Genomic DNA, 13,997 nt, shown 5'->3' on the forward strand with positions numbered 1-13,997 from the left:
AAAAAGCGGCTTAAAAGCCGCTTTTTTTATGTTTTATTTTTAAAATACCTAAATCTTAAATTCTAATATAGTTTTTTTAATTATTTGAACACAATCTAATAATTGTTCTTTATTCATTACTAAAGGTGGTGCAAAACGAATAATATTTCCGTGTGTTGGTTTTGCTAACAAACCATTGTCTCTTAATTTTATACAAATATCCCAAGCAGTAGAACTATCTTCAGTATCATTAATTAAAATAGCATTCAACAAACCTTTACCACGAACAGAGTTTACCAAATCACTAGAATCTACAAGTTTTTGTATTTCACTTCTAAAAAGTTGTCCTAAAACATCCGCATTTTCGGCTAATTTTTCATCGTTTACAACATCTAAAGCTGCAATTGCAACTGCACAAGCCAGAGGATTACCTCCAAAAGTAGAACCGTGTTGCCCTGGTTTAATAACATTCATTATTTCAGTATTTGCTAACACAGCAGATACGGGATATACTCCTCCACTTAAAGCTTTTCCTAAAATTAAAATATCTGGTTTTACATTTTCATGATTTACAGCTAATAATTTACCTGTTCTTGCTACACCCGTTTGAACTTCATCTGCTATAAAAAGAACATCGTATTTTTCGCATAAAGCTTTTGCTTTAGCTAAATAACCTTCAGAAGGTACATAAACTCCAGCTTCACCCTGAATTGGCTCTACCAAAAATCCTGCAACATTTTTAGTGGTTTTTAATGTATTTTCTAAAGCTTCTAAATTATCATATTCAATTTTAATAAATCCTTCGGTAAACGGACCAAAGTTTTTACGTGCATCTTCATCATTAGAAAAAGAGATAATTGTTGTTGTACGCCCATGAAAATTATTTTCACAAACTATAATTTGTGCTTCATTTTCAGGAATTCCACTTTTTTCATATGCATATTTTCTACATAATTTAATTGCGGTTTCAACGGCTTCTGCACCAGTATTCATTGGTAATACTTTTTCAAAACCAAAATAATTAGTTACATACTTTTCGTAATTTCCTAATACATCATTATAAAATGCTCGTGATGTTAATGTTAACTTACTTGCTTGTTCATTTAAAGCTTTTACAATTTCTGGATGACAATGCCCCTGATTTACTGCTGAATAAGCAGATAAAAAATCATAATATTTTTTTCCTTCTACATCCCAAACATATACCCCTTTTCCTTTACTTAAAACTACTGGAAGTGGATGGTAATTATGTGCTCCATAGTTATTTTCTAAATCAATTGCTTGTTGTGATGTTAATTTTTCTGAAATCATTTCACTAAAATTCTAAATTAAAAATTATCAATTCCTCATTTAAGGAGAGAAATCATCCTAATTTAAACGCAAATTACAAAATAAATTACTGTTTCTTAACTACGGATTGAATTATTACAATGAAACCTAAATATAAATTAACACAGCTAACTTTTCTTCAAAAAAATAAATTAAAATATTTTATTTTTAATTAGTCTAAATAAGAATTATATATTAATTTTGAAATTAATTAAGAGTAAAACCATAGAACGATTTCTAAAATTTACGGTTTAATAAAGCTATTAACAAGTCAATAAATTAATAAGTTTATAAATATTACCAAAATGGAAAAGTAAACTGTATTGTAGAAAATAAATAAACATTAAAAAAGAGAGCAAAAAATTCTATTTAAAATTATAATTCGTAAAAAATAAACCATGATAAACCTAATTAGTCAAACTGAAAACGGTCGTGTTTTTAGATGCCCTACTTGTAAACTAATTCATTTCGAATACAAAAACCTTAACTTCAACTTTACAAATAAAGAATATAATTTTTTTGTGAATTATATGTTAGAAATAGATGGCGACTATTGGGAAATTAAAAATGCAAATTCATATTTTAAACGTAAAATTTTCATTCCGGCTGGAAACAATAATTTTAATATTATTTTAAATAAAAAAGAACTTATAGAAATAAAAAAACTACTTAGTAAATCACATATAAACCCTAAAACACCTTTAAATATTTTTAATTGTAATTTTAGTAATAACTAAAAAATGATAACAGCAGAATTATCTCCTTCGGAAATTACACTTAACAACCGAATTACTGAGCACGTTTTTAACCGTTTTGATATAAACCCAACAAATACAAACAAAATATACGAGAATACAGCTTTAACAGAGGTAAATCCTAATTTTTTAGTTGATGTTTTAAATGTGTTTTGTAATTATAAAGATTTAAAAAATGCTAATTTTAAAAAATACCCAATCCCTATTCTTATAGATTATTTAAAAAGATCTCATACGTACTATATAGAAAAAACACTTCCAGAAATTGGTCAAACTATTGCAATATTACTTAATAATATAGATACAGAAGATCCATTATCAGAAATTCTATACAAGTTTTATTTTAAATATAAGGTAGATCTTGAAGCTCATTTTATTAATGAAGAAGAACTTTTATTCCCTTATGGAAATAGACTCTACAAAGCATTTTACTTTAAAACTGAAATCTATTTTTTTATAGATCTAATTCAAAAATATTCTGTAAATGAGTTTGTTAATACGCATACAGACACTACACAAGAATTAAAAAAAATTAGAATATTTTTATCTAAATACAATCTTTCTAAAACCAATAAATCCACTTTAAGAATTTTACTTGAACAATTAAAAAAGTTTGAATATGACCTTGAAATTCATGCATTTATAGAAAACAAAGTTTTGGTACCAAAAATTAGCCAAATAGAACAAAAAATAAGATTAGAAATAAATAATTAAAATTATTAATTCTCATTTAAGCCTAAATTTCCCAAAATACTTCTACTAGCATTTTCGTATTTTACCATACAAATTATAAAACAGAATAAAAATGTCATAAAAATCACATTTGGTTAAAATTATTTGAATAAATTTGTTACAATCATATTTAAACAAAAAAAAATGAAAAAATCGATTTTAGCATTAGGTTTAGTTGCTGCAATATTAACAAGTTGTGGTGATAAAAAGAAAGAAGAAGTAAAAACAGAAGTTGAAACAAAAGTAGAAGCAGTTCAAGAAAAAGCAACTGAAGCTGTTGATAATATTGCTTTAGGTAAGCAATTGTTTACTGATAAAACGTGTACAACTTGTCACCAAGCAGATACTAAAGTTATTGGTCCTTCTATAAAAGAGATTGTAAAAGTTTATAACGAAAAAGAAGGAAACCTAGTTAAATTCTTAAAAGGAGAATCTGCTGCAATTGTTGATACTGATCCAGGTCAAGTAGCTATTATGAAAGCTAACTTAGATGGTTTTGTAAAAGACTTAACTGGTGATGAATTAGCTGCACTTGCTGCATATATGAGAAGTGTAAAATAACATACCCAACAATTTAATTAAAAGCATCTCTTTTAGAGGTGCTTTTTTTGTGCTAAAATATTACATTTGCAACATGGCAAGAAGAAAGAAACAACTTATTTTTGAAAATATAGAAGTAATAGATGCTGGTGCAAGAGGTAAAACTGTTGCTAAAGCACCTGATGGACGTGTTATTTTTTTAACAAATACCGTTCCTGGTGATGTTGTTGATATTAGAACAGGAAAAAAAAGAAAAGCATATTTTGAAGGTACAGCTATAAAGTTCCATAAATATTCAGATAAAAGAACTGAACCAGTTTGTGAACACTTTGAACATTGTGGTGGCTGCAAATGGCAAAATATGGACTATAAATACCAATTGGAATATAAGGAAAAGGAAGTTACTAATAACCTTATACGCATAGGCCACTTAGACTTACCTGAAATTACACCGATTTTAGGCTGTGAAAAAACATACTTTTACAGAAATAAAATGGAATTTTCTTTTTCAAATAGCCGCTGGTTAACATTAGAAGAGATAAACTCTGATGAAGATATTGACAACAGAAATGCCTGTGGATTTCATATTTCTGGTATGTGGGATAAAATTTTAGATGTTTCCAAATGTCATTTACAAGAAGATCCTTCTAATGATATACGTAATTTTATTAAAAATTATGGAATAGAAAACGGATTAGAATTTTACAATCCTAGAGAACAATCTGGTTTATTACGTACCATTATGTTACGTATTTCTTCAACAGGAGAAATTATGGTTGTAATTCAATTTTTTAAAGAAGATACCGAAAAACGAGAAGGTTTATTAAATGCTTTATCTGAAAAATTTCCTCAAATTACATCATTACAATATGTAATTAACAGCAAAGGAAACGATACTTTATACGATCAAGATATTAAATTATTTAAAGGTAGAGATCATATTTTTGAAGAAATGGAAGGTTTAAAATTTAAAATTGGACCAAAATCATTTTATCAAACAAACTCTACACAAGCTTATGAATTGTATAAAATAACTCGAAATTTTGCAAATTTAACCGGAAATGAAGTTGTTTACGATTTTTATACAGGAACAGGAACCATTGCACAATTTGTAGCTAAAAAAGCTAAAAAAGTAATTGGTGTAGAATCTGTACCTGAAGCAATTGAAGATGCTAAATTAAATGCACAATTTAATAACATTGAAAACGTTGAGTTTTATGCAGGAGATATGAAAGATGTTTTTAATGATAGTTTTATAAATAAACACGGACAACCAGATGTTATTATTACAGATCCACCAAGAGATGGAATGCATAAGAATGTAGTAGCTAAAATATTAGAAATAGCACCAAAACGTATTGTGTATGTTAGTTGTAACTCTGCAACACAAGCTAGAGATTTAAGTTTAATGAAAGAGCAATACAATATAATTAAAACACAAGCGGTAGATATGTTTCCACAAACACACCATGTGGAAAATGTTGTTCTTTTAGAATTAAAATAAATATGAAAAAATATATTACAGTAATAATTTTAGCAATTATATTAATAATAAGTTGTGAAAAAGATGATATTTGCTTAGAAAACACAACTCCAAATTTAGTGCTAAAATTTTACGATGCTGAAAATGATACGCTTGTAAAAACTATTTTAATAGACTCGTTAAGAGTTATTAATTATGAACTTCTTGAAGATTATACCAATACAACTATGGATTCCGTTTCTCTTCAGTTAGATTTAAATGCATATAAAACTGCATATCAAATTTCATCTGCAGAAACATCAGATACTATTTACTTTAGTTATGATAGAAACGATGTTTTTGTATCCAGATCTTGTGGTTATAAAGCAGTTTTTGAAAACTTAACTATAGACAGTATTACTAACAACTGGATTAAATCTTATAATATTAATAACACAATTATTGACAATGATACAACGGCACATATTAATATTTATCATTAGTATTTTAATTCACTTTACTGCAATCTCTCAAGAACAGGAAACTGAGAACGAAAAATTACAAGAACAAGAAACAGAAAAAGTTCAAGATTCAGTAAAAACTAAAATTAGTTACGGAATTAGAATTGGTATTGATCTTAGTAAACCAATTATTTCTTTTATAGATGAAGACACAAAAGGATTAGAAATAACTGGTGATTTACGTCTTACACAAAATCATTATATCGCTGCTGAATTAGGTTATGAAGATGTTTTTAAAACTGAAGATTATTTAACATATTCAACCAAAGGTTCTTTTATTAAACTTGGAGCAAATTACAATGCTTACGAAAATTGGAAAGGTATGGACAATTTAATATATGTAGGTGTGCGTTATGGTTTCAGTTTTTTTGAACAAACTTTAAATAGCTATACACCAAACATGTCAGGCACCTATTTTATAACTGAACCTATAGAAGCTAACACAAATTTTAAAGATTTAAATGCACATTGGTTAGAGTTTTTATTTGGAATGAAAGTAGAAACCTTTAAAAATATATATTTAGGAATGCAGTTTAGCGTTAAAAAAATGATTAGCACAAAAGAACCTGAAAATTTTAAAAACTTATATATTCCGGGCTTTAATAGAGTTTTTTCTAATGATTTAGGCGTTGGTTTTAACTATACCTTAAGCTATAATATCCCTTTAATTAACAAGTAAAAATAATTTTACTACTTTTAAGTTTTAAATAAATTTTTATAAATATGTATCTTGAAAGTTTATTTACAAACTTATGCAAATAACCTTTATAAAATAATAATATAAACTCATGAAAAATATACCAAGTTTAGATTTGTCAGACTTTCTATCTGGTGATTCCAAAAAAAAGAAGAAGTTTATAACTGAAATTGGTGAAGCTTATGAAGAAATTGGTTTTGTAGCATTAAAAGGTCATTTTTTATCGGAAGAGCTAACCAATAATTTATATAAAGAAGTAAAAAGTTTTTTTGAACTCCCTGAAGAAGTTAAAGAATCTTATTCCATTGATGGAATTGGAGGCCAACGTGGTTACACCTCTTTTGGTAAAGAAAGTGCTAAAGGCAAAAAAAAAGGAGATTTAAAAGAATTTTGGCATTTTGGACAAGAAGTGGTTGGAAATGAAAAATTAAAAGCAACATATCCAAAAAATGTAATTGTAAATGAAATTCCCAACTTTAATAAAGTTGGAATGGTGGCTTATAAAAACTTAGAAAAAACAGCAATATATGTTTTAAGAGCACTATCGTTATACATTGGTTTAGACGAATTTTATTTCGATAAATATGTAATCAATGGAAATAGTATTTTACGTCCAATTCACTACCCTCCTATTCAAGGTGAACCAAAAGGCGCTGTTAGAGCAGCTGCTCATGGCGATATCAATTTAATAACATTATTAATGGGTGCTTCTGCATCTGGATTAGAAGTTCAAAATAAACAAGGTGAATGGATTGCTGTAACAGCTTTGCCTGAGCAATTGGTAATAAATGTTGGAGATATGCTAGAACGCTTAACAAATAATAAATTACGTTCTACAATACACCGAGTTGTAAATCCACCTAGAGAAGAATGGGGAAACTCTCGTTACTCAATTCCTTTTTTCACACATCCAATTAGCGAAATGTCTTTAAACTGCTTACCTGAATGCATTGATGAAATGCGACCAAAAGTTTATGACGATATTACTGCTGGAGAATTTTTAAATGAACGTTTAAAAGAATTAGGCCTATTAAAATGATTTCAAAAAAAGTAATTTCATTTTTCACTTTTGGTGTTTTTTTAATTATTGCTGGTGCAATATTAAAATTCTCGAAAAATCCACAAGCAAATTTAGTAATGGCTATAGGTTTAGTTTTTGAACTTTTAGCTGCATTGCTTTTTATTTGGAATAAACTCAAAAAATAAATCTAATTTCATTAAATTTACATTTATAATTTCAGTTTTTAAATGGGAAAAAAGAAAATAAATAGTCTTGAAGATTTAGGTGGTTTTGTATTTTCAACAAATAATGATTTCGAATATGAAAATCAAGAAAATACAGAAACATTACCAGCTAACAAACAATTTCTAGAAGCACATTTTTCGAACAAAGGAAGAGGCGGTAAAACAGTTACAGTTATTACTGGTTTTGAAGGCTCCGAAACAGATTTAAAAGCTTTAGGTAAATTACTTAAAACTAAATGTGGTGTTGGAGGAAGTGTAAAAAACAACGAAATTATTATTCAAGGAAATTACAGAGATAAAATAATGCAAATCCTTAAAAAAGAAGGATATAACATAAAACGCGTTGGCGGATAACTTATGAATAAAATAGCAGATTCAGAATTAATTTTAAATCCAGATGGTAGTGTTTATCACCTAAATTTAAAACCCGAAAATATTGCACAAACAATAATTTTTGTGGGTGATCAAAATAGAGTTCCAAAAATTACAAAACACTTTGACTCTATAGAGTTTGAAACTCAAAAAAGAGAGTTTAGAACTATTACAGGAATTTATAAAGGAATTAGAATGTCTGTAATATCAACTGGTATTGGACCAGATAATATTGATATTGTAATGAACGAATTAGATGCTCTAGTTAATATAGATTTAGAAACTAAAACCATAAAAAAAGAACATACCCAACTTAATATTGTTAGAATTGGTACTTCTGGTTCTTTACAAAAAGAAATTCCTGTAGACAGCTTTGTATTAGCAAAATACGGATTAGGTTTTGACGGTATGCTGCTTTCTTACGATTGCGACCAAGTATTAGAAGCCGATTTTGAAGATGCTTTTATAAAACATACTAATTGGAGTGAAAGAAAATCTAGACCTTATATAGTTAAAAACAGTGAGTTTTTAGAAAAAAAACTTTTGAGTGATAAAATATTTTCAGGTATAACAGCTACAGCTGGAGGTTTTTATGGACCACAAGGAAGAGTTTTAAGATTGGCTATACAAGACCCTAAGCTAAACAGTAAAATTGACAACTTTGAGTACAAAGGTGTAAAAATTACCAATTTAGAAATGGAAACTTCGGCAATTTATGGATTATCTAAACTATTAGGCCACAATGCTTGTTCTATGAATGCTATAATTGCAAATAGAGCTAATGGAACTTTTAGTGAAAATCCTTATAAACCTATTGAAGAATTAATTATTTATACACTCGATAAACTTAGCTCATAAATTTTTTTGTATATTTCATCTTTTAAAAATAATAAAACCCCATTTTAAAATGAAAAAAATTATTACATCGGTACTTGCAATCACTTTTATATTGCTTTTATGTGCCTCATGCGGATCTTCAAAAGGTTGTGGATTAACTGCTGATACTTCTAAAGTTGAATTACCTACTTCAGAAAACAATATTATAGCAGAAGTTAAATAAATATAGATAATTCTTTTATTTTCTATACTTGGTTACTCCCTATATAAATTTTATAACTAAGTACATTTTAAATTAAACTTTATAATAAGTTCTTAAAATAATTGAAATGAAGAAAATAATTGAAACGGAAAGGTTGTATTTAAGAACATTAAGCATAAAAGATGCTACATTATTTTATTTACTCAATCTTGATAAAGACGTATTAAAATATACTGGAGATAAATCGTTTAAAAGTATAGAAAGCGCTCAAAAATTTCTTGAAAATTACGATCATTATAGTAAATATGGATTTGGAAGATGGGCTGTAATTAATAAACAAAATGAAGAGTTTCTAGGTTGGTGTGGACTTAAATTTACAGCCAGTAAAAATGAATACGATATAGGTTTTAGATTTTTTAAAAAACATTGGAATAAAGGATATGCTACAGAAGCTGCTAAATCTTGTGTTGATTTCGGAATTAATAATCTCAAATTAAAAGAAATTATTGGTAGAGCAATGAAAGAAAATAAAGCTTCTATCAAAGTACTTAAAAAAATTGGACTTAAATATAGCCAAGATTTTGATTTTGAAGGAAATAAAGGGGTTATTTACAAAACAGAATAAAAAAAATAAACTACACATAAATTCACAAGCTATTTTTAATTGTGTGTTTTTTATCTCTTTGTTAACATTATTCTCTTTTATAAACAATAATAAATTGTATTTTTACAACTTAAAATAACTCTATATTCTTTTATGGGAAAAATTATTGCAATTGCCAATCAAAAAGGTGGTGTTGGTAAAACTACTACTACTGTAAATTTAGCCGCAGCTTTAGGAGTATTAGAAAAAAAGGTACTATTAATTGATGCTGACCCACAAGCAAATGCCTCTTCTGGTCTTGGTATTAATGTAGATGAGGTTGAAATTGGAACCTATCAACTTTTAGAACATGCCGCTTCTGCTAAAGAAGCAATTCTTCCAACTAATTCCCCCAATGTTTCGATAATACCAGCGCATATAGATTTAGTGGCAATAGAAATTGAATTAGTTGATAAAGACCATAGGGAGTTTATGCTAAAACAAGTATTAGAAGAAGTTAAAGACGACTTTGACTATATTCTTGTAGATTGTGCACCCTCATTAGGTTTAATTACATTAAACGCATTAGTGGCTGCAAACTCTGTAGTTATACCAATTCAATGCGAATATTTTGCATTAGAAGGTCTAGGGAAATTATTAAATACAATAAAAAGTGTTCAAAAAATACACAATCCAGAATTAGATATTGAAGGTTTATTATTAACTATGTACGATTCTCGCTTAAGATTATCTAATCAAGTAGTTGATGAAGTAAAAAAACATTTTCAGGATATGGTATTTAAAACCATTATACAAAGAAATGTAAGACTAAGTGAAGCTCCAAGTTATGGTGAAAGCATAATAGCTTATGATGCAACTAGTAAAGGAGCCGTAAATTATATTAACTTAGCAAACGAAATTTTAAAACAACACGCTAAATAAAAAAGAATGGCAAAAGCACTAAAAAAACAAGCACTTGGAAGGGGTTTATCTGCCTTGTTAAAAGAAAATACGGCTAATGTTAATTCAGCTAATGATGAAAATGCAGATAAAGTTGTTGGAAGTATTATTGAAATAGAATTAGAAGCAATAGAAGTAAATCCTTTTCAGCCAAGAAGTTATTTTAATGAAGAAGCTTTACGTGAACTCGCTAGTTCTATTAAAGAATTAGGTGTAATTCAACCAATTACAGTTCGAAAATTAAAAGACGACACATTCCAATTAGTATCTGGAGAACGTAGATTTAGAGCTTCAAAATTAATTGGTAATAAAACTATTCCTGCTTATATTAGATTAGCAAACGACCAAGAAATGCTTGAAATGGCATTGGTTGAAAATATTCAAAGAAAAGATTTAGATCCAATTGAAGTTGCTTTATCATACCAACGTTTAATAGACGAAATTGATTTAACTCAAGAAGAAATGAGTCAACGTGTTGGAAAAAAACGCTCTACAATAACAAACTATTTACGCCTATTAAAATTAGACCCAATAATTCAAACCGGAATGCGAGACGGATTTTTATCAATGGGACATGGTAGAGCACTAATTAATATTGAAAATACTGAAGAACAGTTAAGTATTTATGAAAAAATATTAGCTGAAAAATTATCTGTAAGACAAACTGAACAAGTAGTAAAAGAACTTAAACAAGGAATTGAAAAACCTAAAAAGGTAACTACTAAAAATAATGAAACTCCAAAATTTGTTTCTAAAGGTTTAAAAACTTTTAGCGAATACTTTGGGCACAAAATTGACGTTAAATTATCTGGAGAGGATAAAGGAAAAATATTAATTCCTTTTCACTCTGAAGAAGATTTTAATCGTATAAAAAAATTATTAGAATAGTGCCATATAAAAAGCCTTATATCTTACTTATTATTAGCTTATTAGCTACTTTTCAATCATTTTCACAAGAAGAAGAATTAAAAGTAAAAGTACAAGATACTATTTACACTTCTCCAAACGAATTTGATATGTTATCTCCTGCCAGAGCAGCGTTTTATTCTGCAATACTTCCTGGCTTAGGTCAAGCATACAATAAAAAATATTGGAAAATACCGCTTGTATACGCAGCTCTAGGAACTGGTGTATATTTTTATGACTTTAACAATAAAAATTATAACAGAGCTCGTACAGCTTATAAATTAAGATTAGATAACAAACCAAACGAATTTGATGGCTTAGGTGATAACATATATTTATCAGATGATGCATTAACTCGTGCTCAAGAATCCTATAAAAAAGATCGAGATTTATCTATATTAGTTACTGTAGGATTATATGTTTTACAAATACTAGAAGCAAGTACAAATGCACATTTACTCCAACACAATGTTGACAATAATTTAACGCTATCTCCACAAATTATTAAAGATGCAACTACTAACAAATCTGTAGTTGTTGCTTCACTAAACTTTAAATTTTAAAAATGAAAATAGCTTTACTAGGTTATGGAAGAATGGGTAAAACAATTGAAAAAATTGCTTTACAAAGAGGACATACTATCGTTTTAAAAGTAGACGAAAACACTAAAGAATATGATATTAAAACAGCTGATATTGCAATAGATTTTAGTATTCCATCAGTAGCTTTTAATAATATTTCAAACTGCTTAAATAATAATGTTCCTGTAATTAGCGGAACTACGGGTTGGTTAGATAAATATTCAACAGTTACAGAACTCTGTAAGCAAAAAAATGGTGGTTTTATTTATGCTTCAAATTTTAGTTTAGGTGTTAATATCTTTTTTGAATTAAATGAAAAACTTGCTAAAATGATGCATCAACTAAATGAATACGATGTTACTTTAGAAGAAATTCATCATACAAAAAAATTAGATGCTCCTAGCGGAACTGCAATTACATTAGCAGAAGGAGTAATAAAACATACCAATAAAAAAAGTTGGAACTTAGATGTAACAAATAACGACTCTCAAATACCTATAGTTGCAAAACGTATAGATGATGTGCCTGGCACACATACTGTAGCATATAATTCTACAGTTGATACTATCGAAATTAAACATACAGCCCATAATAGAAGTGGTTTTGCCTTAGGAGCTGTAATTGCAGCAGAATGGTTATATGGTAAAACAGGAGTATTTACTATGAAAGACGTTTTAGGTTTAAAATAATATAAAAGAAGTTTATTATGACAATGATTGAGTGGTTTATCTTTTTTCTAATTGTACAAGTTATACATTTTTTAGGTACTTGGAAATTATATAAAAAAGCAGGTAGAAAATCTTGGGAAGCAATTATTCCTATTTACAATGCAATAGTTTTAATGAAAATTCTTAAGAGACCTACTTGGTGGGTACTTTTATTATTTATTCCTATTATAAACTTATTAATGTTCCCTGTTATTTGGGTTGAAACCATTAGAAGCTATGGAAAATACAAAACTTTAGACTCAATACTTGCTGTTGTAACACTTGGTTTTTATATTTTTTACTTAAACTATATAGAAAATGTTACGTATGTTGAAGACAGAAGCCTAAAATCCAGAACTGAACTTGGCGAATGGGTTAGCTCAATTGTTTTTGCAATTATAGCAGCTACACTAGTGCATACATATATTATGCAACCTTATACAATACCAACTTCTTCGTTAGAAAAATCGTTATTAGTTGGTGATTTCCTTTTTGTAAGTAAATTTCATTATGGGGCTAGAACACCAATGACTACCGTTGCAGCTCCAATGGTACACGATTCTCTACCTTTTATCGGTACAAAATCCTATTTACAAAAACCACAATTACCGTATTTCAGACTTCCTGGTTTTCAAGATATTAAACGCAATGAAATTGTTGTTTTTAGTTGGCCTGTAGATACAGTACAACGTTTTTTTGACACTTCAAATATTCATGTTAAAAAACCAATTGATAAAAAATCGAATTATGTAAAACGTGCTGTTGGGATTCCTGGAGATTCTTTAGAAATTAGACAAGGTTATATTTACATTAATGGAGAAAAAACCATATTACCAGATAGAGCACAAACACAGTATATGCATAAAGTTGTTACAAATGGACAACAATTAAGTGCTACTACTTTAAAAAGATATAATGTAACAGAAGGACGTAATTTTGGAGACTATTACAATCTTAATTTAACAGATGAAAATGCTGCAAAACTCAGAAAAAATCCTATTATAAAAAGTGTTACTAAAGAATTAACACCTGCTGGTAATTACAATTCTAGAGTTTTCCCACACAGTCCTCTTTACCCTTGGTCTGATGATAATTATGGACCTATCTACATTCCAGAAGCAGGAAAAACAGTTGCTTTAAATTCTAAATCTTTACCGTTTTATAAAAGAATTATTGAGGTGTACGAAAACAATAATTTAACTGTAAACGGAGACCAAATTTTTATTAATGGTAAAGAAGCTACAGAATATACCTTTAAACAAGATTATTATTGGATGATGGGTGATAACCGCCATAATTCTGAAGATGCGCGTTATTGGGGTTATGTACCTTTTGACCACGTAGTAGGAAAACCTGTATTTATTTGGTTTAGTTGGGACACTAATGGAAATGGTATTGCCGAAAAAATTAGATGGGAACGTTTATTTACTACAGTACACGGTTCTGGAGAGCCTGTATCGTACCTTTACTACTTTTTAGGAGCTTTACTACTTTGGTTTGGTTACAGTTCTTATAAAAAACGTAAAAAAGAAGAAAAAGAAAATCAGATTTAATATCAGTTTTTAGTTTTAACATATAGAATTAAGATA

18 protein-coding genes are annotated in these 13,997 nt (G+C 28.3%); 17 read left to right on the plus strand and 1 reads right to left on the minus strand.

All coding sequences use genetic code 11. The features are described 5' to 3' along the window. Positions 1-48: 48 nt before the first annotated feature. Complete coding sequence (gene rocD / locus MHL31_RS05265) at positions 49-1,290, minus strand: ornithine--oxo-acid transaminase (protein ID WP_240228031.1); 1,242 nt, start codon at positions 1,288-1,290, stop codon at positions 49-51. 416 nt (positions 1,291-1,706) lie between these two features. On the opposite strand from rocD, the gene MHL31_RS05270 reads away from it, so the two are divergent. From MHL31_RS05270 to lepB, 17 genes are all read left to right on the plus strand, one after another. Then, entirely contained in the window at positions 1,707-2,045 is a 339-nt protein-coding gene (locus MHL31_RS05270; RefSeq protein WP_240228032.1) for a DUF6686 family protein, read from the plus strand. 3 nt (positions 2,046-2,048) lie between these two features. Next, positions 2,049-2,777 (plus strand): hemerythrin domain-containing protein, encoded by a 729-nt coding sequence (locus tag MHL31_RS05275; RefSeq protein WP_240228033.1) that lies wholly within the window; start codon positions 2,049-2,051, stop codon positions 2,775-2,777. A gap of 162 nt (positions 2,778-2,939) precedes the next feature. After that, complete coding sequence (locus MHL31_RS05280; protein WP_240228034.1) at positions 2,940-3,356, plus strand: c-type cytochrome; 417 nt, start codon at positions 2,940-2,942, stop codon at positions 3,354-3,356. Between the two features lie 73 nt (positions 3,357-3,429). Beyond that, positions 3,430-4,839 (plus strand): 23S rRNA (uracil(1939)-C(5))-methyltransferase RlmD, encoded by a 1,410-nt coding sequence (rlmD, locus tag MHL31_RS05285; protein WP_240228035.1) that lies wholly within the window; start codon positions 3,430-3,432, stop codon positions 4,837-4,839. Positions 4,840-4,841: 2 nt separating this feature from the next. Then, positions 4,842-5,300 carry a DUF6452 family protein gene (locus MHL31_RS05290; RefSeq protein ID WP_240228036.1) on the plus strand — a complete coding sequence of 153 codons (459 nt, stop codon included), beginning with the start codon at positions 4,842-4,844 and terminating at the stop codon, positions 5,298-5,300. Then, positions 5,266-5,997 carry a DUF6048 family protein gene (locus MHL31_RS05295; protein ID WP_240228037.1) on the plus strand — a complete coding sequence of 244 codons (732 nt, stop codon included), beginning with the start codon at positions 5,266-5,268 and terminating at the stop codon, positions 5,995-5,997. The genes MHL31_RS05290 and MHL31_RS05295 overlap by 35 nt, the downstream gene beginning before the upstream one ends. 109 nt (positions 5,998-6,106) lie before the next feature. Then, entirely contained in the window at positions 6,107-7,054 is a 948-nt protein-coding gene (locus tag MHL31_RS05300) for an isopenicillin N synthase family oxygenase (RefSeq protein WP_240228038.1), read from the plus strand. Beyond that, positions 7,051-7,221 carry a hypothetical protein gene (locus MHL31_RS05305; RefSeq protein WP_240228039.1) on the plus strand — a complete coding sequence of 57 codons (171 nt, stop codon included), beginning with the start codon at positions 7,051-7,053 and terminating at the stop codon, positions 7,219-7,221. The genes MHL31_RS05300 and MHL31_RS05305 overlap by 4 nt, the downstream gene beginning before the upstream one ends. A gap of 42 nt (positions 7,222-7,263) precedes the next feature. Continuing rightward, positions 7,264-7,614 (plus strand): translation initiation factor, encoded by a 351-nt coding sequence (locus MHL31_RS05310; RefSeq protein ID WP_240228040.1) that lies wholly within the window; start codon positions 7,264-7,266, stop codon positions 7,612-7,614. Between the two features lie 3 nt (positions 7,615-7,617). Beyond that, positions 7,618-8,490, plus strand: a complete 873-nt coding sequence (locus MHL31_RS05315; RefSeq protein ID WP_240228041.1) for a nucleoside phosphorylase — start codon at positions 7,618-7,620, stop codon at positions 8,488-8,490. A gap of 49 nt (positions 8,491-8,539) precedes the next feature. After that, positions 8,540-8,692: a hypothetical protein gene (locus MHL31_RS05320; RefSeq protein WP_240228042.1), complete on the plus strand. Its 153-nt coding sequence runs from the start codon at positions 8,540-8,542 to the stop codon at positions 8,690-8,692. 106 nt (positions 8,693-8,798) lie between these two features. Further along, positions 8,799-9,296, plus strand: coding sequence for a GNAT family N-acetyltransferase (locus tag MHL31_RS05325; RefSeq protein ID WP_240228043.1), 498 nt, complete (start codon positions 8,799-8,801; stop codon positions 9,294-9,296). Positions 9,297-9,428: 132 nt separating this feature from the next. Continuing rightward, complete coding sequence (locus MHL31_RS05330) at positions 9,429-10,196, plus strand: ParA family protein (protein WP_240228044.1); 768 nt, start codon at positions 9,429-9,431, stop codon at positions 10,194-10,196. A 6-nt stretch (positions 10,197-10,202) separates the two neighbouring features. After that, on the plus strand, positions 10,203-11,102 hold the full coding sequence (locus MHL31_RS05335) for a ParB/RepB/Spo0J family partition protein (protein WP_240228045.1): 900 nt from the start codon (positions 10,203-10,205) through the stop codon (positions 11,100-11,102). Then, positions 11,102-11,683 carry a DUF5683 domain-containing protein gene (locus MHL31_RS05340; RefSeq protein ID WP_240228046.1) on the plus strand — a complete coding sequence of 194 codons (582 nt, stop codon included), beginning with the start codon at positions 11,102-11,104 and terminating at the stop codon, positions 11,681-11,683. Before MHL31_RS05335 ends, MHL31_RS05340 begins: the two co-directional genes overlap by 1 nt. 2 nt (positions 11,684-11,685) lie before the next feature. Continuing rightward, the gene (gene dapB, locus MHL31_RS05345) at positions 11,686-12,390 is read left to right on the plus strand and encodes a 4-hydroxy-tetrahydrodipicolinate reductase (protein ID WP_240228047.1); all 705 of its coding nucleotides are present in this window, start codon (positions 11,686-11,688) and stop codon (positions 12,388-12,390) included. Positions 12,391-12,407: 17 nt separating this feature from the next. Next, on the plus strand, positions 12,408-13,961 hold the full coding sequence (gene lepB, locus MHL31_RS05350) for a signal peptidase I (RefSeq protein WP_240228048.1): 1,554 nt from the start codon (positions 12,408-12,410) through the stop codon (positions 13,959-13,961). The last annotated feature ends 36 nt before the right edge of the window (positions 13,962-13,997 follow it).

The organism is Lutibacter sp. A80 (assembly GCF_022429645.1).
In the GTDB taxonomy this organism is placed as follows: Bacteria; Bacteroidota; Bacteroidia; order Flavobacteriales; family Flavobacteriaceae; genus Lutibacter.